Raw genomic sequence first — 23,160 nt, forward strand, 5'->3', positions numbered from 1 at the left:
CATTTCCCCCGCTAAGCGGTCTGCAGGACGCCGCGGAACTGCTCTTCCTCGAGCGCACGGCCAGTGCCGAGCGCGACGCAGGTGAGCGGATCGTCGGCGACAGTCACAGGAAGGCCGGTCTCGTCGCGAAGCACTTCGTCGAGGCCCTGGAGCAGCGCACCGCCACCCGTCAGAACGATGCCCTGGTCGCAAATGTCCGCTGCCAGTTCCGGCGCAGTATTCTCGAGCGCGATTCGGACGCCTTCGACGATGGTGCCGACCGGCTCCGAAAGCGCTTCGGCAATCTGACCTTGGTTGATCGAGATTTCCTTGGGAACGCCGTTCACGAGGTCGCGGCCCTTGATGTGCACGGTCTTGCCGATGCCATCAACGGGCGGCTTGGCGATGCCGACTTCCTTCTTGATCCGCTCGGCCGTGGCTTCGCCGATCAGGAGGTTGTGATTGCGGCGGACGTAGGAGCTGATCGCTTCGTCCATCTTGTCGCCGCCGACGCGGACCGACGTGGTGTAGGCGAGGCCGCGGAGCGAAAGGACCGCGACCTCAGTGGTGCCGCCGCCAATATCGACGACCATCGATCCGATAGGCTGGGTGACCGGCATGTCGGCGCCGATCGCAGCCGCCATCGGCTCTTCGATGAGGAAGACGGCGCTCGCACCGGCGTTTGAAGCGGCGTCGCGGATCGCGCGGCGCTCAACCGAGGTGGAACCCGACGGCACGCAGATCACGATCTCAGGGAAGCGCCAGGCGCGCATCTTGCCGCCGTGCACCTTGTGAATGAAGTGCTTGATCATCTGCTCGGCGACATCGATGTCGGCAATGACGCCATCGCGGAGCGGGCGGATGGCTTCGATCTGGTCGGGCGTCTTTCCCATCATGAGCTTGGCGTCGTCGCCGACGGCCTTGACCTTCTTCACGCCGTTGATGGTCTCGATCGCGACGACGGAAGGCTCGTTAAGGACGATGCCCCGGCCGCGCACGTAAACAAGTGTATTGGCGGTCCCCAGATCGATCGCCATGTCGTGCGACATCCATTTGAACCAGCGCGTCCAGAACATCAAAATCCCCGCTCTCGCCTAATCCCCGGAAGGCGGCGGACAAAGCGCCCGCTGCTTAACTTCCAATTGAACTCTTTCCATTGAATGCGCCCTGAATTTCCGCGAAAAATCAGTGCTTCGCCGGCAAGCCGTGGATGGGCTAGGAATGGTTAACATGTCAATAAAAAGGCTGCCGCCGGAACTCATCAATCGCATTGCCGCCGGCGAGGTCGTCGAGCGGCCTGCAAGCGCGCTCAAGGAATTGATCGAAAACAGTCTCGACGCAGGCGCGAATCGCATCGCCGTTCGCCTTGCCGCGGGGGGCATGGACCTGATCGAAGTCGCTGATGACGGATGCGGGATGAGTCCAGACGAAATGCGGCTTTCGCTTGAGCGGCACGCGACTTCGAAGCTGCCGGACGAGGCGATAGACCGCGTGACCAGCTTCGGTTTCCGCGGCGAAGCCTTGCCATCGATCGCCAGCGTATCGCGATTCATTCTCGAAAGCCGCGTCGCAGGCGCCGACGGATGGCGAATCGAGATCGATCACGGCGCGCCGGTGGGCGAGGGGCCTGCCGCCCTGCCGCCCGGCACGCGAATTCGCGTGGAAGGACTATTCGACAAGATCCCCGCGCGCCGGAAATTCCTGCGCTCGCCACGCTCTGAATATGCGGCCTGCCTCGATTCGGTGAAGCGGCTGGCGATGGCCCGCAGTGATGTCGCGTTCACGCTCGACAGCGATGGCCGGCGCATCCTCACCTTGCAGCCGGCCGAGGCGCCCGCCCGGGTCGCCGAACTCCTGAGCCATGAGCTCGGCCGACACGGGGTCGGCATCGACTGCATGCGAGACGGCTTGCGCCTTACCGGCGTGATTAGCCTTCCGACGTTCAATCGAGGCGTGGCAGACCAGCAGTTCCTCTTCGTGAATTCACGCCCGGTAAAGGACCGGGTGCTCGTCGGCGCCCTCCGTGCCGCCTATCGCGATCTCATCGCGCGGGACCGACATCCCATCGCGGCGCTATTCCTCGACGTTCCGCTCGAAGAGGTCGACGTCAACGTTCACCCAGCCAAGACGGAGGTGCGCTTCCGTGACCCGCAGGCGGTGCGTGGCTTGATTGTTGGAGGACTTCGGCGAGCGCTCGACGAAGAAAGTGGTCGCAGCGCAGCGCGTGAGCAGGCGGCGGCGCCCGTTATGTGGACGACCAGCGCAAGCTATGACTCGGATTTAAATCGCCAGCCGCCGAGCCTTGTAGACCTGCCCCCAGCAGCGGCTTCGATCGTCGCGGAGGCAGCGGTCCTTTTCGATCAGGCGCCCGCCGCCCGTGCTGAGCCGGCCGTCGAACCCGCCGGGAGCTATCCGCTCGGGGTCGCTCGCGGCCAGGTAGCTGCGACTTACATCGTTGCTGAGGCTGAAGACGGGCTCGTCATCGTCGACCAGCACGCCGCGCATGAGCGACTGGTGCTGGAGCGAATGCGCGCTGCTCGCGACGGCGGCGCCGTGCCGCGCCAGGTTCTGCTGATCCCGGAAGTGGTCGAGCTAGAGGAGCCCGATTGCGACCGCCTCGATGCTGCGCAGGCGGAGCTTGCCGACCTCGGCCTCGACGTCGAACGCTTCGGCCCCACGGCCATGCTCATCCGCAGCGTTCCGGCGGCGCTCGGTAAAACCGATGTTTCGGCGCTGCTGGCCGATCTTGCGGGAGAAATTGCCGAGCTGGGTGGTCCATTGAGCCTTCGCGACAAGCTTGATCATGTTGCCGCGACCATTGCCTGCCATGGCTCCGTCCGTGCAGGCCGAATCCTCTCCGTCGCGGAGATGAACGCGCTCCTTCGCGAGATGGAGGTCACGCCGCGGTCGGGTCAGTGCAACCATGGCCGCCCGACCTGGGTGAAGCTCGGCCATTCCGAGATCGAAAAATTGTTTGGCCGGAAGTAGGCGAGGGAATGCTCTATCTCATCGTTTTCATCGGCGCCGGGATCGGCGGAGCACTGCGGCACGGCGTCAACGTCGCCGCTGCCCGCCTGCTGGCGCTCAGCTTTCCGCTCGGCACCTTGTTCGTCAACGTCGCCGGCTCATTCCTGATGGGACTGTGCGCCGGCTATTTCGCCTTCAAGCCCGGGCTCAACCAGCACGTCCGCTTGTTTCTGACGACCGGCATTCTCGGCGGCTTCACGACCTTCTCAGCCTTTTCGCTGGATACGGCGCTGCTGATCGAGCGCCATGCTTACGGCCTTGCGGCGGGATATGTGCTCGGATCGGTCGTGGCGAGCGTATCGGCATTGTTCTTCGCCCTCTCCCTGTTTAGGGGCGGCGGCCTGCCATGAACATTGATCTCATCCCGGTGGGCGACGATCCGCCCAACAACATCAACGTCATCATCGAAGTGCCTGTCGGGGGCGAGCCGGTGAAATACGAGTTCGACAAGAAGTCGGGCGCGCTCTTCGTCGACCGCATCCTGCATACGCCGATGCGTTATCCCGCCAACTACGGCTTCGTGCCGCACACGCTGTCGCCCGACGGCGATCCGCTGGACGCGATGGTGATTGCACGATCCCCCTTCGTACCCGGCTGCGTCGTTCGCGCCCGGCCGATCGGCGTCCTCAATCTCGAGGACGAACATGGCGGGGACGAGAAGCTGATCTGCGTGCCCGTCGACACGACCTTCCCATATTATGCGGATGTCGGGGAGCGACAGGATCTGCCGTCGATCGTCCTCCAGCAGATCGAGCATTTCTTCACCCACTACAAAGACCTGGAAACCGACAAATGGGTGCGGGTCGGGAAGTGGGGCGATGCTTCAGATGCTCACAGGATCCTCGCGGAAGCCATTGATCGCGCTAAGGAATTTTCGACTTCAGTAGCCTGACGGGACTTTTCTTCAGTCGTCTGATAGAAAGGCGTCGCAGCAAGGAGCCGCGTCATGGAAAGCCAAGACCGGATTTATTTCGCCAGGCGCGCTGCGGAGGAGCAGGCGCTCACCCAGTCAGCCTCGAACCCACAAGTCGCGAACGCACATCAGAAATTGCAACGCGCCTATCTTGAGAAGGCAAGCGTCGGCGACCGGCCGGCTCAGCCTGCCGACTGATCTGCCACCGACTGCAAGCGTCTGAAGGTCTCTTCGATCTGCGTTAAACGCGCTTTCGAGCGTGCTGCTTCCAGCCGCGCATAGCCGCTCTTTTCCTCGTCCTTCAGCTCGCCGGCAAAGCGGCCAGCCCGCACTTCGGCGAGGATCTCGCTCATGCGCGCACGGATCGCGTCGTCGACGATCCGTTTGCCGCCAAGGAAGGCGCCAAGCTCCGCAGTATTCGAAATGACCTCGCGCATGCCGGCAATCCCGCGCGCCTCGATCAGCTCCGCGATCAGTTTAAGCTCGCCTATGCACTCCAGATAGGCAACTTCGGGCGAAATGCCGCCCGCCACGAGTGTTTCGAAACCGGCGGACAGGATCTCGGGGACGGCGCCCCAAACGACGGCCTGCTCATTGAACAGGTCGGCCTCCGCCTCCTCGGCGAAGCTGGAGTGGATGAGTCCCGCGCGACCGCATCCGATGGCGCGACCGTAGGCTAGAGCGATCCCGGCTGCATTACCGGAGGCGTCCTGGTCGACCGCCCAGAGAGCGATCATTCCCTTGCCCTGCTGATAGAGCGACCGCAGTGCCGTTCCGGGGCCCTTCGGAGCAATCAGGAATACATCCAGATCCGGCCGTGATCTCACGAACCCGAAGCGCACGGAAAGGCCATGGCTGAACCCGACCGCGGTACCGTGCCGAAGGCGTGGTTCGATCTCGGCGTAGAGCGAATCATGGATTTCGTCGGGCGCGAGGATCATCACCACGTCCGCATCGGCCACTGCGTCTTCGATCAAAGCTGCTTCGAGGCCGGCAGCTTCCACCTCGAACGAGCTACCTGAACCGCCACGAAGGCCGACGACGACGTCGATGCCGCTATCGTGCAGGTTCAAGGCCTGGGCGCGCCCCTGATTGCCGTAGCCCAGGATCGCCACCCGCTTTCCGACGAGCGGGGTGAGGTCGATGTCGGCGTCTCGAAGCATCTCCATTCGCGCCGCCTAGGCCTTTGCAATCAGCAGTTCTAGCGCGCGGGGCAACGCCGATGGTTCGAGGGGGTCGGTAAACCGCGGCCAGTCGGCAGGCGGCTGGTGAGCGAACCAGGTATATTGCCGTTTGGCATATCGCCGCGTCGCTTGCTGGCCGGCGGCAACGGCCTCGTCGAGACTGGTTTCGTCCGAAAGATAGGCCGCGATCTCCCGCACGCCGATTGCGCGCATGACCGGCTGGCTCGAATTTAGGCCCCTCTCGAGCAGCGAACGCACCTCGTGAACAGCGCCTTGTTCGATCATCGCTGCAAATCGCGCATTGCACCGCGCATACAGCCAATCGCGGGGCGGCAAGAGAATCAGCGCCTTGAGGTCAACCTGATCTGCGATCCCGCCCTCGCGGCGCTGCTGCCAATCGGCTAGGGATTTGCCGGTCGAAAGAACCACCTCGAGTGCTCGGGCGACGCGGGTTGAATCGTTTTCACCCAAGCGAGCGGCCCCAAGCGAATCAAGCTTCCCCAAGCGCCTACGATTGTCCTGAACTGACGCTTCCCGAACCTGCGTTCTAACTTCGGTGGAGATGGCAGGAATAGGCGCTATCCCATTGAGCAAAGTGCGAAGATAAAGACCACTCCCACCCGTCAGGATCGGGAGCCGGCCACTCGATTGAATTTCCGAGATTTCGACTTTCGTCCGCTCTGCCCAGTCGGCAGCGGAGCATGCCTCCGCGCCATCCAGGTAGCCATAGAGCCGATGTTCGGCCTGGCTGAGTTCTTCGGCGGTGGGTGCTGCGCTCAGCACCGGCAGGTCCCGATAGACCTGCGCACTGTCGGCGTTCACGATGACGCCGCGAGTCCGCTTGGCGAAAGCCAGTGCAAGTGCCGACTTGCCGCTCGCGGTCGGTCCCGCAATTAAGGCGAGCGGAGGTTTGTGCACACTGATGGCCATTGCGACGTTGATAGCAGCCGGACGGCTCGATGACAGATTGGTGGAGCGCGCGCTCGGCCTTCTACGCGAGATCGACCCCAAAGCCAGTTTCAGCCACTGGATCGACGAAGGCGATGCGGCCGATCTTCGCTTCGCCGGCGATCCGAAGGCGGCGCGGTGGGTGCTCGAACCGCTCGGCCGGGTCGACATCGCCGTCCAGCCGGAGGAGCCACGCTGGAAGAAGCTGCTGGTCGCCGACATGGATTCGACGATCGTTGGGCAGGAATGCCTCGACGAGCTTGCTGATTATGCGGGACTGAAGGCCGAGGTGGCCGGAATCACCGACCGAGCAATGCGCGGCGAGCTAGACTTCAGCGGCGCGCTCCGGGAACGCGTTCGATTGCTAGCCGGTCTCGATCAAGGGGCGCTGGGATTGTGCCTTAAGGAACGGGTGGAAGTCACTGAAGGCGCTGAGACTCTCGTCCAAACGATGCGGGCTGGCGGAGCCAGCTGCCTGCTGGTCTCAGGCGGCTTTCTGTCTTTCGCCGAGCCGATCGCGAAGGCGGTCGGCTTTGATCGCGTTAAGGCGAACCGCCTCGTATTCGCAGGCGGCAAGCTCAGTGGGGATGTCGGAGACCCGATTGTCGACGCGATGGCCAAGCGCGATTCGCTCATCGAGGTACGCGAGCAACTCAAGCTAGAACCATCGGAAGTGCTCGCCGTGGGCGACGGCGCGAATGACAAGCTGATGATTGAGGAAGCGGGACTAGGCGTGGCTTTCAAGGGCAAGCCGGTGCTCGTCGAAGCGGCCGACGCGACGCTCAACCATCACGGGCTGGACGCGCTTCTTTGGGTTCAGGGGGTTCGGCGCCGTGACTGGTATAAAGGCTGAGCCTACTTTCCCGGCACCGGGAAGCATGCTTGCCCGCGCGCGGACAGTGATGCGCATGCGGAAGCAGCCGACGCGCGGCTGGGGTAGGGGCCGACCTGCAACCGCGTAACGGGTCCCGCCACCACATAATATGGCTGCTTGCCCGCTAGGCCGCCCGACAGCTTTTGGAACAGGCTCTGCGCGCCAGCGTGATGCGAAAAGGCGCCGAGCTGAATCCGCCAGCCGCCGGTCACGGCCGCACTCGCCACAGGCGGTGACACTGCGGGCGACAGCTTGGGCTGAGTAACCTGCGGGGGGGTGGGTTTCTTCACCTTCGTGCCCGGCGACGGCGCGCTCTTCGCTTTCGCCATCGCGAGTGCGACGCCCTTCCTGCGTTGGTCTAGGGGCATTAGCCCGTCGAGTTGCGTCAGGGTCTCTTGCGCGGGCGCGAGCCCCTGCGCTGCCGCCCTGCTGACGAGCGCATATCCTAGCACGCGGTCTCGCTTCACCGCGTCCCCGTTGAACAACGCCGTGCCGTAGACGAGCATGGCTCTGGCATCGCCCTTGTCGGACGCGGTCTTCAGCCACTTGATGCCGGCCTCGCGGTCGCCATTCTCGAACAGCAACAGGCCGAGCGTCGTCTGCGCGTCGACATGGCCTTTCTTGGCGGCGCGCTCGAACCAGTTCTTGGCTGCGGCGAGATTGATGGGGACGCCGCGCCCCAGCCGATAAGCCTGGCCGAGATTGAAGGCGGCATCGACATCGCCGCGTTCAGCGAGCGGACGCCAAATCGCTACAGCGCCGGCATAATCGGCACGCTGCCAAGCCGCGATTCCACTTTTCACGCTTTGTGCAGACAGTGGCGCTAGGGCCACGCCGATCAGGGCCACCGCAACCAAGTGTTTCATAATCATCGCTATTCCTACCCGACGCGACTGTAGCGGCGAGCGACTTATCCTCAAATAGAGTCGTAGCAATGTTAACCAGATTTTAGAGGTAAAGGTGCCACTCACCAGATGAACAGGCGTCAATGGGCGAGGGGATAAGCATGCGCGTTCTGGCTATGGCATCGCAGAAGGGCGGGTCCGGTAAAACGACTCTGTCCGGCCATCTTGCGGTGCAAGCGCAGATGTCTGGGGCGGGTCCCGTTTGCCTCATCGACATCGATCCGCAAGGCAGCCTTGCCGACTGGTGGAACGAGCGAGAAGCCGAGATGCCGGCTTTTGCACAGACGACGGTCGCCCGCCTTGCGAGCGATCTCGAAGTGCTTCGCCAGCAGGGCTTCCGCCTGGCCGTCATCGACACGCCGCCGGCGATCACCATGGCGATCCAAAGCGTCATCGCTGTTGCCGAACTCATCGTCATCCCGACTCGCCCGAGCCCGCACGACCTTCGCGCCGTTGGTGCGACGGTTGATCTCTGCGATCGGGCCGGCAAGCCGTTGATCTTCGTTGTCAACGCGGCAACGCCGAAAGCTAAGATCACTTATGAAGCCGCCGTCGCGCTTTCGCAGCACGGCACTGTTGCTCCAGTCACCCTTCATCACCGCACGGACTTTGCCGCCTCGATGATCGACGGCCGCACCGTGATGGAGATCGATCCGGGTGGCCGCTCGGCCAAGGAAGTCGTCGAGCTGTGGGATTATATCTCGGATCGTCTCGAAAAGAATTTCCGGCGCACTGTGTTCGCAGCGCCGGGTGCAGCGCCGGGCATCGCCGCGGCCAGTCCGCGTCCGGTCGGTGGCTTCGGTCGCCGCGTCGTCGGTCAGTAAGGAGCCGACCCAGTGGACCCCAAGCCCTTCGCTTCTCTCTCCTCCGGACTTCTCGCCCGCAAGGGTGCAGCTCGCCCGGCCATGCGTCCGCAAGGTTTCGGCGGCCAGGTCGCCGGCGGCAATCTAGAAGATCTTGGATGGAACGACATGGGGTTCGAGCCCCCTAAGCCGGCCGCGACTCCGCGAGATGAAGAACACGATGCCTTTGGCGAAGATATCGTCGAGCACCCGCGAGCGATTCACCCCACAGGGCTCACGCCAATCAATTCACCAGTTCACACACAGCAAGCGGAGATTATCGACCGTTTGAACGTTGATGACGGCGAAGAAATCGACGAAACTGCCGAGCTCTATGAACAATCAGAAGCTCAGCCGGAATCAGTTCCGGCCGTCGTTCCTGTCGCTGCTCACGCTGCTGTGTCGACACCTAAGCGTGCACCTCGCTCTCGTGCTGCCCCTGGCAGCAAGGGCAAGGCTGCTTTCACGCTTCGGCTCGATCCGGAGCGCCACCTCAAGCTGCGACTCGCATGTGCCGTTGATGGGCGTTCAGCCCAGCAGATCGTCACCGCTGCGCTCGACCAGTTTCTGGAAGCGATGCCGGACCTCGATACCTTGGCCAACAAGGCCAAACCTAAGGGGTAACAGTATGTCCCGGCACACTCGCTTCGGCCCAGCGCTTTCGCTGGTTGCATTAGCCTCCATCATGAGCGGCTGCGCGGCTCCGTCGAGCCATGTCAGCAGCGCTTCCTTCGGCGGCAAGACGAATGGGGAGGTCGGTCTCGCGGTCCGCGCGCTAGCGGCCCTCAGCGCCAACAATGTCCCGGCCGCGATCGATTTCGCCGAGCGCGCGGTGCAAAAGACTCCCGACGACGCCGGTTTCCGCGCGCTCCTTGGAAGCGCCTATTTTGCCGGCGGCCGCTTCAAGTCGGCCGAGCAGGCATACAAGGACTCGCTGTCCATCTATTCGAACCAGCCGCAGGTCGTCCTGAAGCTGGCGTTGGTCGAGATCGCTCTCGGCAAGAGCAACGAAGCGCTCGGCTTCCTCGAAGCCGGCCGCGGCGTGCTCGACCCAGCCGATTACGGTCTGGCGGTGGCGCTTGCCGGACGTCCGAACGATGCGATCCAGGTCCTGGAGCCAGCCGCTCGCCGGTCCGACGCCGACGCTCGCGTCCGCCAGAACCTGGCGCTTGCATACGCGTTCGCCGGTGATTGGACGAATGCCCGTACCGTCGCCTCGCAGGACGTTCCCGCCGACCAGCTCGACACGCGTATCCATCAGTGGATGCAGATGGCGACGCCGGGGAAGGAATCGACGGCCGTCGCTTCGCTGGTTGGCGTGACGCCGGCTGCAATCGATCCGGGTCAGCCGACGCGCTTGGCGCTCAACAAGACCAATAGCGACACGCGCATGGCTTCGGCTGTGCCTGTTGCTCCGGCCCCCGCGCCGGCTCCAGTACCGCAGGAGCAGTTCGCTGCCGCCATTTCGGCGCCCGCGCCGGTCGAGGCTGCTCCGGCAGCGGTTGCTCCGGTTGAAATGGCGCAGGCTGCGCCGCCGCCGGCTGCCGAGCCGTTCGCTTATGTTTCGCCCAAGTCGAAGAAGACGCCGGCTCTTAAGTCGGAGAAGGTGAAGCAGGCATCTGCTTTGCCCAAAAAGCCGGGCCAGGTGCAGACAGCTTCGCTTCGTCGCGGCAACTCGCGCGCGGTGGTCCAGCTCGGCTCCTACAGCAATTCGAAGAGCGTCCTGACGGCGTGGAATGCGGCTGCTCGCCGCTACCGCTCGCTGCAGGAATATGCGCCGGTAAGCGCTCGCTTCTCCAGTCAGCGGGGCACGTTCTACCGCTTGTCGGTGCAGGGCTTCGGCAGCGTCAATGAGGCTGCTGCTCTTTGCTCGTCGCTGCGGCGTTCGGGCGGAAGCTGCTTCGTCCGCTACGTCGCGGGCGATGCGCCGGTCGAAATCGCCTCGCGCTAAGCGGGGCGACCGACCAGCATTTCCAGGCAAGCCATTCGTACGGCCACGCCCATTTCAACCTGAAGGGTTATGAGCGAGCGTTGAGGATCGTCCGCGATCTGCGGGTCGATCTCGACGCCGCGGTTCATCGGTCCGGGGTGCATAACGACTGCACCCGGCGCTGCGCGGGTCAGCCGCTCGGCCGTGAGTCCATAGCGCTGCAGATACTCGCCCGGGGCGTCGCCAAGATCTTCTTCGAGGCGTTCGCGCTGCACCCGAAGCATCATCACGACGTCTGAACCCTCAATCGCATCATCAACAGATCGTTGCGGAATTTCGTCAGGCAGAAGGTTCGGGGGCCCCGCCAGCCGAACCTCGGCGCCAAGGCGCGGAAGAAGCTTGGCATTGGAACGAGCAACGCGGCTGTGCCGGATGTCGCCGCAGATTGCGACCTTGAGCCCTTTGAGCCGGCCGAAGCGGTGCTTGATCGTCGCGGCGTCGAGAAGTGCTTGGGTAGGGTGCTCGTTCGTCCCGTCGCCGGCATTGATGACAGGCGCCTCCATGATCTCGGCGACGATCCCCGGCGCGCCGTTGTCGCGATGGCGGATGACGAGTGCGTCCGGGCGCATCGCGTTGAGCGTCTGCGCCGTATCCTCCAGCGTCTCACCCTTTTTGACCGAAGAATGTTCGACCGAGAGCGAAATCGCGGAGGCGCCTAGGCGATGTGCTGCCGTTGCGAACGACATCGCTGTCCGCGTTGAGTTTTCGTAGAAGACGTTGAAAACGATGCGCCCCCTGAGCGCTTCGCTCGAAATGCTGCGGCGATTGGCACCGAAGAATCGATCCGCGCTCTCAAGAATGCCGGCGATCTGGTCGTCGGTCAGCGAATCGATGGAAAGCAGGTCCACGAGGGCGCGACTTATTGGGGACGTTGCAGGTTGGCCAGTGCGTCGATCGCGCCCTGGAGGATATGCGCTGCCGCGAGAGCGTCCACTTTCTCCGCACGCTTCGCCCGGCTGACGTCGGCGTCGATCATCGCGCGTTCCACCGCCTGCGTCGACCAGCGCTCGTCCCACAGGAGTGTCGGCAGATCCAGGGCAGAGGCATTCCTTGCAAAAGCGCGGACCGATTGCGTTCGCGGGCTGTCGGTACCGTCCATATTCAACGGTAAACCAATGACTAAGCCGACGATGCTCTGACTATCGATGAATTTCCGCAAGCTCAGGAGGTCCTGCGTGAACTTCGTTCGCCGGACCGTTTCCGCGGGGCCGGCGAAGTGCCAACCCCCATCGCAAATCGCGAGGCCGATCGTCTTGGTGCCGACGTCGAGTCCGGCGAGCTTGCCGCCATCGGGAAGCGCAGCGGCGAAGTCGCTCACGTCGGCGGTGATCACTGATGCCACACAGCAAGCCTCCGTTCCGCGTCGCGCCGGATCGCACCCCAGAACAAGGCATAGTCGTAAACGTGATAATTGTTGCCGGGCAGGACGTAGCGGCCAAGCGCCGGTATCTTTCCGTCCAGAAGCAGCAGCCCTTTGTCACAGTGAGCGCCGACCGCGCCGGGCAAAAGGCTAGCCGACATCAGGTTTCCACTTGGAACAAGCGTTCCAGGGTTCAGGTCCGGCGTCGCCGTGCCGTTCCGTGATCCGCTGATCGGGTTGACACACAGCAGGTCCTGGCGCCGCCGTTCCGCGCCGGAGAAACCTGAGGATTTCTCGTAAGAGTTGAGCACAAGTTCCGGATTTGCCGGGTCGGCGAAGCTTAGCCAGGACAATATGCAGCCTGTTTGCAGGTCGGTCCTGCATGGCGGCAAGCCGAGCGCCGGGGCGTCGGCGGTTGTGCTGACCGGCCAGCCGATGACGTAGGCTGCGACGATCCGGCTTGCGATCGGCTTGCCGGCGATTTTGTCCTTGAGCAGCCGCTCGAGATGAAGAGCGCCCTGGCTATGCCCGGCGAGGATGATGGGCCGGTCGCCGGCCTCTTTGACGAATTGGTCGAACGCCGCCGACACATCCGAATAGGCAAGATCGAGTGCCTTCTTCGCGTCCGCGCTGTCGAGCAGGAATGCGCCAAATGCGGCCTGTCGATAACGCGGTGCCCACACCTCGCCCGCGGCGTTGAACGCGCTGCCCTGGCTCTGGACGAAAAGGTTCGTGCGGAAGCCGGTGTCCCGGCCGGCGTCGACCGGCGCGTTCCACCGGTCGCGGTCGAGATAAGTCGTCGGATGGATATAGAAGATTGCCGCGTCGCCCGTTCGGTCCTGCCCCATGCCGTCGGGGAGCCACCTGGACGGGTCATTGGCCGTTCCAGGCCGCGCGATCCAGCTCTCCGCCTTCGCATAGTCGGGCCCTCCGCCAGCTGCCGCGGCCTCAAAATGGCCGCGCGGGATCGCGCTCTTGATCAGCACACGGTCGCCGAACTGAAAAATCGCAAAGGCCGCAGCCACCGCGAGCAAGATCAGAACGAAGATCACCATCAGGAATCGGCGGGCACACATGGCGCGGCGCCTAGGTTACCGGCCTGACCGCCGCAAGCAGACCGCAATCGTCGCCTTCGGCGGACATGGCCTTTGTGCCGCATGCATCCGCACCGATCGGCCTTCCGTACCTTCTGCGCAGACTGATCTGCAGGAGGAGGAAGTGATCATGAAGATTAGCCCATTGATCGTACTTGCAAGTGCGCTGACCATCGCCCCGGCTGCCCAGGCGAAGAATCCAATGGTCGGTGGCGCAGCGATGTATCCGACCAGGAACATCGTCGAAAATGCCGTGAACTCGAAGGATCACACGACGCTCGTTGCCGCCGTCAAGGCTGCCGGTCTGGTTGACAGCCTGGCGAGCAAAGGCCCGTTCACGGTCTTCGCGCCGACGAATGCCGCCTTTGCCAAGCTCCCGCGAGGAACCGTCGACACGCTTCTGAAGCCCGAGAACAAAGGCCAGCTGACGAGCGTGCTGACCTACCACGTCGTTCCCGGCCGCTACACCTCCGGTCAGATCGCAGCGCTGGCCGCGCATCATCACGGCACCGCGACCTTAAAGACGGCTCAGGGCGAAAATCTGATGTTTCGCAAGTCGGGGGCCGGCTGGTCGGTCATTGATGCCAAGGGGAACAAGGCGCGCATCACCATCGCCAATGTCATGCAATCGAACGGCGTGATCCACGTCATCGACAAAGTGTTGATGCCCTAACGTTTCTCGGCCTGGCGAGCGCTCCGCCGGGCCAGGGCGGGAGGAGTGCAATGACTGATCTCACGGCTTGCGCGTCTTCCGCCCACTTTCACTTTCGGCTGTCTTTCGGATCGGGCATGATGCTCAACATGGACAGCCCGGTGAGCCAGCGGCACGGCCGCGATTCTTCGGAGCTTGCCGGGTTATTGCGCGCCGTTTCTGGCGGCGACCACCGCGCATTCGCGATGCTGTACGACCGTACTTCCGCGAAGCTATACGGGATTTGCCTGCGCCTGATGGGCAGCGAGGCCGAGGCGCAGGACGTGCTTCAGGAAGCCTATGTGAAGATCTGGAGCAACGCCGGCCGCTTCGATCTGGAAAAGGCCAGCCCGATCACTTGGCTTGCGGTCGTCGCGCGGAACAAGGCTATTGACCGCCTACGCCAGAAGTTGCCCGCTGCGGGCGGTATCGAAGACGCGGCGGAAGTCGAAGACGACACACCGTCGGCCTTCGAACTGGTGACCGCGCGGCAGGACGCCAGCCGCCTCGCCGACTGCCTCGACGAACTTGACGAGCAGCCGCGCGCGGCGATCCGGTCGGCGTTTCTCGACGGTCTCAGCTATCCTGAGCTGGCGGAGCGCGATTCAGTCCCGCTGGGGACGGTGAAGAGCTGGATCCGGCGCGGCCTCCAGCGGCTTCGGGGGTGCCTCGAGCGATGAGCAACGAGCAAAGGGAACTGGCAGGCGAATATGCTCTTGGCGTCCTGACCGGCGAAGAGCTTCGCCGCGCCCGGGCGCTGCTTCAAAGCGACCAGTCCTTCCGGGCGGAAGTGGCTTATTGGACGGGCAGGCTAACGCCGATGCTTGACGAGGTCGCCGATGCCCAGCCGCCCAACCAGCTATGGCGACGGATCGCCGCGTCGCTGCCGGTCGCCGCGGATTCTACGAACGTCGTCCAGCTCAATCAGCGCGTCACGCTGTGGCGGTCGGTCTCTGCCGCCATGACGGCAGTCGCCGCCGGCCTCGCGTTGGTCCTGCTGTTCCGCCCCGAAGCGGTCGTACGGCCCGTGGGGCCGCCGATGGTGGCCATGCTCGGTGATCAGCAAAAGCAGATGCGCGTGATGGCGAGCTGGAATCCGAACGGACGGCAGCTGGTGCTAGCGGCCGCCGGGGACATGCCCAGCGACCCGAAGCATTCGCACGAGCTGTGGATCATCCCCTCCGGTGGCAAACCAAGATCGCTCGGGACCATGCCGGGCAAGCAGATGCACATGCAACTCGCCGACGCCCTTGCCGAGCTGATGCGCGAGGGCGCGACCATCGCGATCACCGTCGAGCCGCCGGGAGGGTCGCCGACTGGCGATCCTACCGGGCCGGTCGTTGCATCGGGCAAGCTTGAGAATAGCTAAGTGCATCCGAACCGAACTTCGCTGCGTATCTCGGCTGAAGTCACAAAGGATTGTGAGGATGGAAAAGAGGATCGACCGCCGTACCGCGATTGGCGCAGTGGGCGCGGCGGTGGCGGGGCTAACGTTTCTGCGCATGCCCGGCCGATCGGACGCTGCGACCTTCAAGGTTGTGCATTCGGATGCCGAGTGGAAGCGGATGCTCGGTCCACAGCGCTATTACGTGCTACGGCAGGCAGGGACCGAACGGCCTTTCACAAGCCCGCTGTTGAAAGAGCATCGCAAGGGACTGTTCGTCTGCGCCGGCTGTTCCCAGCCGCTGTTTAGCTCAGCGACGAAGTTCGAGAGCGGAACCGGGTGGCCGAGTTTCTGGAAAGCGTTGCCGGGGTCCATCCAAGAGAGAGCCGACCGGAGCCTCGTCTTCGAGCGCACCGAAACGCTCTGTTCGCGGTGCGGCGGTCACCTTGGACACGTGTTCAACGACGGGCCGAGGCCGACAGGTCTTCGCTATTGCATGAACGGATTGGCGCTGAGTTTCCGCGCGGCGTGAGCGGTCATACTGGTTGGAGTTTCTTCACCAACCTATGTTAGACCTTCCCCAATCGCAGTATCGTGTGAAGAGGCAAACGGCGTGATGCGGGGGCCTTCCATCCTTGGAAGACTGGACGATGACCAAGCGTTCCGTGCCGACCCCACCGCAACCGGAGCCGCGTCGTGAGCCACGGCGAGCCGTCGATCTTGCTGGCTTCGCGCTGCTCGAGGACGGCTCGACGCTCGAGTTAGCGCTGACTGATCTCTCCTACGACGGATGCCAGGTTAAGACCGATGAGGTCCTGGAGCCGGGCACGAAGCTTAAGCTGTCGGTGGTTCGGCTCGGAGCGCTCGATGCCTACGTGCGCTGGTGCGCTGACGGGAGGGCAGGGCTCAGCTTCAACCCAGACGCCAGCTTCGAGCGGGAAGTAGCGCCGCGCAAATACGACCGTATCGAGCTTGCGGCGGAGGTCCAGCTTCGGCGCGTGGGCCGGCAGAAATACCAGGGCCGGACGTTCGACGTCTCGCCCAAGGGCTGCAAGGTCGAGTTTATCGAGCGCCCGCGTGCCGGCGAGATGCTGTGGATCGGCTTCGACGGTCTCGATCCTGTCGAGGCCGAAGTCCGCTGGATCGACGGCTTCTTCGGTGGGGTCGAGTTCGTGCGGCCGATCTATCCGGCCGTGTTCGACCTGCTGTTAGCGCGGCTCGGCGCCTCAGCCTGAATAGAAGAAGGCGGCCACGGATCGCTCCGTAGCCGCCTTCATTCTCTGGTCTAATTGAGCTTACTGGTAATTGGCGGTCACATCGAACTGGCCGACATACAGGCCGCTCGCCTGATTCGCGCCGATGACGAAGTCGCCGCCGACGTAGACGGTGAACTTGCCGCCGACCGGAATCGTGACGGTCGGTTGTGCCGACACGGCGTCCAGCTTCAGGGTGGCCGCAAGGGTTTGCGTGCCGTTTGAAATCACGCCGCCGGCCGGCTGAGACAGCGAAATCTGCGCGGTGTTGCCCGGAGTGCCGGCGCCCTCGAAGATGCCGCGGCTGAACGTGCCGGGAAGCAGTACCACCTTGCTAGCGGCGGTCGTACGAGCACCGCTGTCCGCATCGACCGAAACAGTGTCGGTTACGAGGAAGTCCGGGGCAACCGTACCGAAGTCGAGATCAGCCTTGTTCACAAGCGTCAGCGACTGAAGCACCGTACCCTTGGCGTCGGCGGTGACTGTGTATGGACCGGCAAGAGCCGGCGTCGCGACGACAAGGGTTGCAGCCGCAGCCGCCAGATTAACATGAAAACGCATCTTGATTCCCCACTTAGCAATTGACCAGGGCAAGATGGCATCAGGGTTTCAAAACAGATTGAAGACACAGGGTTGGCGACAAATTAACCCTCTTCGCAAACCTTTTTGAGCGCCGCGCGTGTCATTTTCCCGAGGAGAAGCCCGTTGGTTACCGTCATCGTAACCGCAATCCTTTGACACTTTTCTGAAAGCGCGATTGAGCCTTGCGGCAAACGGGACCGATTAACCGCGCGTTTCCCTCGTTCGCTGTCCACGTTTGAGTCGCTTGCCGCCCTGGGGCGCCGCCGCTATCCGCCTCGCCCAAGCATCGCTGTGCGATGCGTCCAAATGGAAAAGCCATGTCAGTCACGAATGAACAGGTCCGCCACATCGCGCGGCTCGCCCGGATCGCGATGAGCGATGATGAGCTGGAGCGCCTGCTGCCGGAGCTCAACAATATCCTCGGCTGGGTCGAACAGCTCGGCGAGGTCGACACCGGCGGGGTCGAGCCACTGACCGCGGTGATCGACCAAAAGCTGCGCCTTCGCGACGATGTCGTGAACGACGGCAACATCCGTGGCGATGTCCTCGCCAATGCGCCCGAGGCGCAGCACGGCTTTTTTGCAGTCCCCAAGGTGATCGAGTGAGCGAGCTGACCTCAAGGACGATCGCCGGGCTTCGTGATGGCTTCCGTGCCGGTGAATTCACCGCGCGGGAAATCGCCGAGAGCTTCAACGCGGCCGTAGCGGCGTCGAAGGCGCTGAATGCCTACACGGTCGTGACGCCGGAAGACGCGCTCGCCGCCGCGGACGCTGCCGACAAGGCGAAAGGTTCAGGCGATTTGCCGCTGCTTGCCGGGATCCCGCTGGGCATCAAGGATTTATTCGCGACCCGCGGCGTCGACACCACGGCTGGTAGCAACATCCTCAAGGGGTTCAGGCCGCCTTACGAAAGCACCGTCACCGCCAATTTGCGCAAGGCCGGCGCGGGCATGCTGGGCAAGCTCAACATGGATGAGTTCGCGATGGGCTCGTCAAACGAGACCAGCGCTTATGGTCCGGTGATCAGCCCGTGGCGTCGGAAGGACAGCAATGTCGGCCTGACGCCGGGCGGCTCGTCGGGTGGCTCGGCGGCTGCGGTGGCGGCCGGCATTGCTCCAGGGGTGACCGGCACCGACACCGGCGGCTCCATTCGCCAGCCGGCGGCCTTCGTCGGCATTTGCGGCATCAAGCCCACCTATGGCCGCTGTTCGCGCTGGGGCGTCGTCGCCTTCGCAAGCTCGCTGGACCAGGCGGGACCGATGGCCAAGACCGTCCGCGATTGCGCGATCCTGCTCGAGGCGATGGCCGGCTTCGACCCCAAGGATTCGACCTCGCTCGACCTGAAGGTGCCGCAGTGGGAGGCGAACCTGTCGAGCGATCTTCGCGGCAAGCGGGTCGGCATCCCGAAGGAATATCGCATCGACGGCGTCCCGGCGGAGATCAACGCCCTTTGGGACCGCGGAATCGAATGGCTGAAGGACGCCGGCGCGACGCCGGTCGAGATCAGCCTGCCGCACACGAAATATGCGCTTCCGACCTACTACATCATTGCGCCGGCAGAGGCGTCGTCGAACCTCGCCCGCTATGACGGCGTTCGCTACGGCCTGCGCGTCGAGGGCGTGAAGTCACTCGACGACATGTACGCCGCGACCCGCGCAGCGGGTTTCGGTGCGGAAGTGAAGCGGCGCATCATGATCGGCACGTATGTACTCTCTGCCGGCTTCTACGACGCCTATTTTACCAAGGCTCAGAAGGTGCGCGCCCTGATCAAGCAGGATTTCCGCAAGGCGTTCGAGCAGTGCGACGTGATCCTAACGCCGACCGCGCCGTCCGCCGCTTTCGGGATCGGCGAGACAACCGATCCGCTGGCGATGTATCTCAACGATGTGTTCGCCGTGCCTGCGAGCCTCGCCGGACTGCCGGCAATGTCGGTTCCCGGTGGATTGGACGGGCAGGGCCTCCCGCTTGGCCTGCACCTCATTGGCAACGAGCTGGACGAGCAGACGGTGCTGAACGCGGGGCTGGCGGTCGAGGAACGCGCGGGCTTCACCGCGAAGCCGGACAAGTGGTGGTAGTGATGGCAGACGCAGCAGCACCTTTCCGCATCAAGGGCGAAACCGGCGACTGGGAGGTCGTGATCGGCCTCGAAGTCCACGCGCAGATTACCGCCACCGCTTCCAAGCTTTTCTCCGGCGCCGCGACGGCTTTCGGGGCCGAGCCGAACACGCAGGTGAGCCTCGTCGACGCGGCGATGCCGGGCATGCTTCCCGTCCCCAACCGCGAGTGCCTCCGTCAGGCGGTTCGTACGGGAATGGCGCTCGACGCCAAGATCAACCGCTGGAGCCGCTTCGACAGGAAGAACTACTTCTACGCCGACCTGCCGCAGGGCTATCAAATCTCTCAACTCTATCACCCGATAGTCGGCGAGGGCGAGGTCGAGATCCTCCTCGACGACAAGGACGAGAGCAGCGGCAAGCGTATCGGCATCGAGCGCATCCACGTCGAACAGGACGCGGGCAAGCTGATGCACGACCAGCATCCGACCATGAGCTACGTCGACCTCAACCGCAGCGGCGTCGCGTTGATGGAGATTGTCTCTCGTCCGGACATGCGTTCACCCGCCGAGGCAGGCGCTTACCTGCGAAAGCTCCGGGCCATCCTGCGCTACGTCGGCTCGTGCGACGGCAATATGGAAGAAGGCTCCATGCGTGCCGACGTGAACGTCAGCGTGCGCAAGCCCGGCGAAGAGTTTGGCACGCGCACGGAGACGAAGAACGTCAACTCGGTCCGCTTCGTCATGGCCGTCGTCGAGCACGAAGCGAAGCGCCAGGTCAAGCTGATCGAAGGCGGCGGCACCGTGCCGCAGGAAACCCGCCTGTTCGATCCCGACAAAGGCGTAACCCGCTCGCTGCGCTCCAAGGAAGACGCCCACGATTACCGTTATTTTCCGGACCCCGACCTGCTGCCGGTCGAGCTCGACGATGCTTTCCTGGAGGAATGCCGTTCGAGCCTGCCCGAGCTGCCGGACGCTAAGCGCAAGCGTTACGAGGGCGTGGGCCTGACGCCCTACAATGCCAGCGTACTGACTGCTGAGGTTGAAACGGCGCGCTGGTTCGACAGCCTGCTCGACGCTGACGCCGAGCCGAAGCAGGCGGCCAACTGGGTAGTCGCCGAGCTGTTCGGCGCGCTCAATCGCCGTGGCGAAAGCATCGTCGACACGCCGATCTCCCCTGAGGAAGCCGCCGAACTCCTGAAACTAGTCGCCGATGGCACGATCAGCGGAACGATCGCCAAGCAGGTGTTCGAGATCATGCTGGAGACCGGCGAAGCGCCGTCGAAGATCGTCGAAGAGCGTGGCCTGAAGCAGACCAGCGACACCGGAGCGATCGATGCCGAGATCGATAAGATCCTGGCCGCGAATGCTGACAAGGTTGAGCAGTACAAGGCAGGCAAGGAAGCGCTCTTCGGCTTCTTCGTCGGCCAGACGATGAAGGCCATGGCCGGCAAGGCCAACCCGCAGGTCGTCAACGAACGGCTGCGGGCAAAGCTTTCCTAGCCACAAGCTTAGGCGGAGAAGCGACGGAGCCTATGCGTATCTCTTTGTTGGCCGCCGCTGCGGCGCTCTTTGCAGCTCCTTCTGTCGCGCAGCCGCAGGCTCCGCCGAAGCTTCTCGTCGTCATCTCGGTCGACCAGTTTTCCGCGAACCTCTGGGACGAATACCGGACGAATTTCACGGGCGGCTTTGCGAAGCTCGCGCAGGGGGCGGTGTTCCACAACGGCTATCAAAGCCATGCGGCGACCGAGACCTGTCCCGGCCATTCGACGATCCTGACCGGCGCTCATCCGGCGCGGAGCGGCATTGTCTCCAACACCTGGATCGACCAGTCCGTGCAGCGGTCTGACAAGGACGTCTATTGCGCGGAGGACGAGCGGGCTCCGGGGAGCAGTTCCAGCTCCTACACCGTCTCGCCGATTCACCTGATGGTGCCGACCCTCGGCGAGCTGATGAAGCAGGCGCGTCCCGGCACCCGCAGCGTTGCTGTGTCGGGCAAGGACCGGGCGGCCGTGATGATGTCAGGCCATGTCGTCGACCAGCGCTGGTACTGGACCGGCCAGAAGTTCGCGACGGACAACAAGTCGGCGGCAGTTCCGCTCGTGGCCGGCAAGGTGAACGCGCTTGCCGCGGCCGGTCTCGCTATGGATCGTCCGCCGCTGGAGCCGACATCATTTTGCCAGGCGAAAGCGCGAGAGCTTCCGATTCAGGGCGGCGGCAAGCCCGTCGGCGCCGGCCGTCTTGCCCGCAAGGCAGGCGACCAGGCTGCCTTCCGCGCCTCGCCCGAAATGGATGGCGATACGCTCGCGCTCGCAGCCGGGTTGGTCGACGAAATGCAACTCGGCCGTGGCGCCGATCCCGACATTCTGGCGGTTAGCCTGTCGGCAACGGATTATGTCGGCCACACCTATGGCACCGAAGGCGAGGAGATGTGCCTTCAGCTCACCGAGCTCGATCGAGAGCTCGGCGACTTCTTCGCGATGCTTGAAAGCCGCGGGATCGATTATGCCGTTGCGCTAACCGCGGATCATGGCGGGCTCGACGTGCCTGAGCGGCTGCAGACCGTCGGCGTAAAGGACGCCGGCCGAGTCGACCCGGCGCTTAGTCCGGCGACAATGGGCGCGACGCTGGTCAAGCAGCTGGGGCTTAGCGGCCCGGGGCTGTTCGGAACCGGTTCGTTCGGCGACTTCTGGGTCGACAAGAGCCTGACGCTTGGCCAGCAAACGCGCCTCCTTGGCGCCGCCGTCGCCGCATACCGGAAGCATCCCCAGGTCGAGGCGGTCTATACGGCGAAGCAGATCGCCGCGACGCCCATGCCGAGGGGATCGCCGGTGAACTGGACGATCCTGCAAAAGCTTCGGGCCAGCTACTATCCCGGCCGCTCCGGCGACTTCCTGGTCGTCCTCAAGCGCGACATCACGCCGATTGCGGACACCAGCCGATACGTCGCCACGCACGGCAGTGTGTGGGACTATGACCGCCGGGTGCCGGTCATCTTCTGGCGCAAGGGATTGACCGGAGGAGGGGAGGCGCCGGTCGACACGGTCGACATCATGCCGACGCTCGCCGCGTGGATGGGCGTCCCAATCGCGCCTGGCTCGGTCGATGGCGTTTGCGTTGCCAGTGTTGCGTCCTGCCCGGCGGCGAGTGCCTCACGACCGGAACGAGGCTCCCGCTAAACACCTAAAATCGCAGCGCTTTTCTTTAAGCTGTGTTTAATGCATGCTAGCGCACGATGTATGCGTAGGGGCGGCATGCGTGCGCACCCCTCGGAGGGGAACGATGGATTGGAAGCCTGCCGTCGCAGCCGTCCTAGCAGCGAGTTTCGCGACCAGCGCTTGCGTGCAGACCAAGCAATATGCCGACCTCCAGTTCACGCCTCCGCAGGGTGACTACAAGCTTCTCGTCCTTCGCCCCGACGTTACCGTCGGCTCGCTGACCACCGGCGGGATGGTCGAGCCGCGGGCCGACTGGACCGACCAGGCCCGCGCCAGCATCGTCGATGCGCTGAAGGCGCAGCAGGCCAGCCACGGCGGCAAGGTCACGATCATCGAGCGCCGCACCGAACTACCGGGCGTGACGCCGCAGGAGCTCGCTGACGTCGAGCGGCTGAACGGCGCGGTCGCGGAATCGATCGTCGTTCACAAATATCTGGGCGACTACCTCCCGACCAAGCGGGGCAAGGGACTCGACTGGACGCTCGGGCAGGATGCGGTCAGGCTGGGGCAGAAGACCGGCTACGACTACGCCCTTTTCATGCATGCGGAGGACCAGGTCGCTTCGGGCGGCAGGATTGCGCTTGGCGTGATCGGCCTTGCCGGCTGCGTCGTCGGGTTTTGCGCGCCCAACGTGGGGGGCGCAGAGCAGCTCGACTACGCCTCGTTGGTGGATCTCAGGACCGGCGAGGTCGTGTGGTTCAACGTCGTCATCGCCAGCAGCCAGGCGCCCGGCATCAAATTCGGCGACCTTCGCACGCCGCAGGGAGCGACGCAGATGGTCGAACGGCTGCTTGGCCGGATGCGGCCCGGCGACGCAGTCCGCCGCCCCTCATCGCCGAAAGAATCACGCTGATGTGCCTGTGC

Annotated in this window: 26 protein-coding genes; 18 read left to right on the forward strand and 8 right to left on the reverse strand. The window is 63.8% G+C overall.

The features are described from left to right. Positions 1-11: 11 nt before the first annotated feature. Positions 12-1,055: a rod shape-determining protein gene (locus ABD704_RS00545; protein WP_344697747.1), complete on the reverse strand. Its 1,044-nt coding sequence runs from the start codon at positions 1,053-1,055 to the stop codon at positions 12-14. A gap of 154 nt (positions 1,056-1,209) precedes the next feature. Here ABD704_RS00545 and mutL point away from each other — a divergent pair, with 154 nt between their 5' ends. Genes mutL through ABD704_RS00565 form a run of 4 tightly spaced genes read left to right on the forward strand, consistent with a single transcriptional unit; the run spans position 1,210 to position 4,117 of the window. Next, positions 1,210-2,967 (forward strand): DNA mismatch repair endonuclease MutL, encoded by a 1,758-nt coding sequence (gene mutL, locus ABD704_RS00550; protein ID WP_344697748.1) that lies wholly within the window; start codon positions 1,210-1,212, stop codon positions 2,965-2,967. Between the two features lie 8 nt (positions 2,968-2,975). Continuing rightward, the gene (gene crcB / locus ABD704_RS00555) at positions 2,976-3,356 is read left to right on the forward strand and encodes a fluoride efflux transporter CrcB (RefSeq protein WP_344697749.1); all 381 of its coding nucleotides are present in this window, start codon (positions 2,976-2,978) and stop codon (positions 3,354-3,356) included. After that, complete coding sequence (ppa, locus tag ABD704_RS00560; RefSeq protein ID WP_344697750.1) at positions 3,353-3,898, forward strand: inorganic diphosphatase; 546 nt, start codon at positions 3,353-3,355, stop codon at positions 3,896-3,898. Before crcB ends, ppa begins: the two co-directional genes overlap by 4 nt. Positions 3,899-3,952: 54 nt before the next feature. Beyond that, a complete protein-coding gene (locus tag ABD704_RS00565) occupies positions 3,953-4,117 on the forward strand; it encodes a hypothetical protein (RefSeq protein WP_344697751.1) in 165 nt (54 codons plus the stop codon). On the opposite strand, the gene ilvC is transcribed toward ABD704_RS00565, so the two are convergent. Together ilvC and miaA are read right to left on the reverse strand one after the other, a co-directional pair. After that, complete coding sequence (gene ilvC, locus ABD704_RS00570; protein ID WP_344697752.1) at positions 4,102-5,088, reverse strand: ketol-acid reductoisomerase; 987 nt, start codon at positions 5,086-5,088, stop codon at positions 4,102-4,104. The genes ABD704_RS00565 and ilvC overlap by 16 nt on opposite strands. A gap of 9 nt (positions 5,089-5,097) precedes the next feature. After that, a complete protein-coding gene (gene miaA, locus ABD704_RS00575) occupies positions 5,098-6,033 on the reverse strand; it encodes a tRNA (adenosine(37)-N6)-dimethylallyltransferase MiaA (protein WP_344697753.1) in 936 nt (311 codons plus the stop codon). Between miaA and serB the strand changes: the two genes are divergently transcribed. After that, positions 6,026-6,904, forward strand: a complete 879-nt coding sequence (serB, locus tag ABD704_RS00580; RefSeq protein ID WP_344697754.1) for a phosphoserine phosphatase SerB — start codon at positions 6,026-6,028, stop codon at positions 6,902-6,904. The two genes, miaA and serB, sit on opposite strands and share 8 nt — an antisense overlap. A 2-nt stretch (positions 6,905-6,906) precedes the next feature. Here serB and ABD704_RS00585 read toward each other — a convergent pair whose 3' ends face one another. Further along, a complete protein-coding gene (locus ABD704_RS00585) occupies positions 6,907-7,791 on the reverse strand; it encodes an SPOR domain-containing protein (RefSeq protein ID WP_344697755.1) in 885 nt (294 codons plus the stop codon). Positions 7,792-7,931: 140 nt separating this feature from the next. Here ABD704_RS00585 and ABD704_RS00590 point away from each other — a divergent pair, with 140 nt between their 5' ends. The 3 genes from ABD704_RS00590 to ABD704_RS00600 all read left to right on the forward strand — a co-directional run bounded on the left by ABD704_RS00590 (position 7,932) and on the right by ABD704_RS00600 (position 10,623). Then, positions 7,932-8,654, forward strand: coding sequence for an AAA family ATPase (locus ABD704_RS00590; protein ID WP_344697756.1), 723 nt, complete (start codon positions 7,932-7,934; stop codon positions 8,652-8,654). A gap of 81 nt (positions 8,655-8,735) precedes the next feature. Beyond that, complete coding sequence (locus tag ABD704_RS00595; RefSeq protein WP_344697757.1) at positions 8,736-9,296, forward strand: hypothetical protein; 561 nt, start codon at positions 8,736-8,738, stop codon at positions 9,294-9,296. A 61-nt stretch (positions 9,297-9,357) separates the two neighbouring features. Beyond that, on the forward strand, positions 9,358-10,623 hold the full coding sequence (locus tag ABD704_RS00600) for an SPOR domain-containing protein (RefSeq protein ID WP_344697758.1): 1,266 nt from the start codon (positions 9,358-9,360) through the stop codon (positions 10,621-10,623). On the opposite strand, the gene ABD704_RS00605 is transcribed toward ABD704_RS00600, so the two are convergent. From ABD704_RS00605 to ABD704_RS00615, 3 genes are read right to left on the reverse strand one after another with little or no spacing between them, the layout of a single operon-like run. Then, a complete protein-coding gene (locus ABD704_RS00605; RefSeq protein ID WP_344697759.1) occupies positions 10,620-11,510 on the reverse strand; it encodes an aspartate carbamoyltransferase catalytic subunit in 891 nt (296 codons plus the stop codon). The genes ABD704_RS00600 and ABD704_RS00605 overlap by 4 nt on opposite strands. 11 nt (positions 11,511-11,521) lie before the next feature. Further along, positions 11,522-11,995 carry a Holliday junction resolvase RuvX gene (gene ruvX, locus ABD704_RS00610; RefSeq protein WP_344700442.1) on the reverse strand — a complete coding sequence of 158 codons (474 nt, stop codon included), beginning with the start codon at positions 11,993-11,995 and terminating at the stop codon, positions 11,522-11,524. Beyond that, complete coding sequence (locus ABD704_RS00615) at positions 11,992-13,098, reverse strand: DUF3089 domain-containing protein (protein ID WP_344697760.1); 1,107 nt, start codon at positions 13,096-13,098, stop codon at positions 11,992-11,994. Before ABD704_RS00615 ends, ruvX begins: the two co-directional genes overlap by 4 nt. A 148-nt stretch (positions 13,099-13,246) precedes the next feature. Between ABD704_RS00615 and ABD704_RS00620 the strand changes: the two genes are divergently transcribed. The 5 genes from ABD704_RS00620 (at position 13,247) to ABD704_RS00640 (ending at position 16,426) form a co-directional block, all read left to right on the forward strand. Further along, a complete protein-coding gene (locus tag ABD704_RS00620) occupies positions 13,247-13,789 on the forward strand; it encodes a fasciclin domain-containing protein (protein WP_344700443.1) in 543 nt (180 codons plus the stop codon). A 50-nt stretch (positions 13,790-13,839) separates the two neighbouring features. Continuing rightward, the gene (locus ABD704_RS00625) at positions 13,840-14,487 is read left to right on the forward strand and encodes a sigma-70 family RNA polymerase sigma factor (RefSeq protein ID WP_344697761.1); all 648 of its coding nucleotides are present in this window, start codon (positions 13,840-13,842) and stop codon (positions 14,485-14,487) included. Then, a complete protein-coding gene (locus ABD704_RS00630) occupies positions 14,484-15,176 on the forward strand; it encodes an anti-sigma factor (RefSeq protein ID WP_344697762.1) in 693 nt (230 codons plus the stop codon). The genes ABD704_RS00625 and ABD704_RS00630 overlap by 4 nt, the downstream gene beginning before the upstream one ends. 58 nt (positions 15,177-15,234) lie before the next feature. Continuing rightward, positions 15,235-15,723 (forward strand): peptide-methionine (R)-S-oxide reductase MsrB, encoded by a 489-nt coding sequence (gene msrB, locus ABD704_RS00635; RefSeq protein WP_344697763.1) that lies wholly within the window; start codon positions 15,235-15,237, stop codon positions 15,721-15,723. Positions 15,724-15,841: 118 nt separating this feature from the next. Continuing rightward, positions 15,842-16,426 carry a PilZ domain-containing protein gene (locus tag ABD704_RS00640; protein WP_344697764.1) on the forward strand — a complete coding sequence of 195 codons (585 nt, stop codon included), beginning with the start codon at positions 15,842-15,844 and terminating at the stop codon, positions 16,424-16,426. Positions 16,427-16,486: 60 nt separating this feature from the next. Here the strand turns inward: ABD704_RS00640 and ABD704_RS00645 are convergent, their stop codons facing one another. Beyond that, entirely contained in the window at positions 16,487-17,005 is a 519-nt protein-coding gene (locus ABD704_RS00645; protein ID WP_344697765.1) for a DUF4402 domain-containing protein, read from the reverse strand. A gap of 338 nt (positions 17,006-17,343) precedes the next feature. Here ABD704_RS00645 and gatC point away from each other — a divergent pair, with 338 nt between their 5' ends. From gatC to ABD704_RS00670, 5 genes are all read left to right on the forward strand, one after another. Next, positions 17,344-17,631, forward strand: a complete 288-nt coding sequence (gene gatC, locus ABD704_RS00650) for an Asp-tRNA(Asn)/Glu-tRNA(Gln) amidotransferase subunit GatC (protein WP_344697766.1) — start codon at positions 17,344-17,346, stop codon at positions 17,629-17,631. Continuing rightward, on the forward strand, positions 17,628-19,100 hold the full coding sequence (gatA, locus tag ABD704_RS00655; RefSeq protein ID WP_344697767.1) for an Asp-tRNA(Asn)/Glu-tRNA(Gln) amidotransferase subunit GatA: 1,473 nt from the start codon (positions 17,628-17,630) through the stop codon (positions 19,098-19,100). Before gatC ends, gatA begins: the two co-directional genes overlap by 4 nt. A 2-nt stretch (positions 19,101-19,102) precedes the next feature. Continuing rightward, positions 19,103-20,581: an Asp-tRNA(Asn)/Glu-tRNA(Gln) amidotransferase subunit GatB gene (gene gatB / locus ABD704_RS00660; RefSeq protein WP_344697768.1), complete on the forward strand. Its 1,479-nt coding sequence runs from the start codon at positions 19,103-19,105 to the stop codon at positions 20,579-20,581. A 32-nt stretch (positions 20,582-20,613) separates the two neighbouring features. After that, on the forward strand, positions 20,614-22,257 hold the full coding sequence (locus ABD704_RS00665; RefSeq protein ID WP_344697769.1) for an alkaline phosphatase family protein: 1,644 nt from the start codon (positions 20,614-20,616) through the stop codon (positions 22,255-22,257). A gap of 103 nt (positions 22,258-22,360) precedes the next feature. Then, positions 22,361-23,149 carry a hypothetical protein gene (locus ABD704_RS00670; protein ID WP_344697770.1) on the forward strand — a complete coding sequence of 263 codons (789 nt, stop codon included), beginning with the start codon at positions 22,361-22,363 and terminating at the stop codon, positions 23,147-23,149. The last annotated feature ends 11 nt before the right edge of the window (positions 23,150-23,160 follow it).

Origin of the sequence: Sphingomonas limnosediminicola, assembly GCF_039537965.1 — a bacterium.
GTDB classification, from domain to species: Bacteria; Pseudomonadota; Alphaproteobacteria; order Sphingomonadales; family Sphingomonadaceae; genus Sphingomicrobium; species Sphingomicrobium limnosediminicola.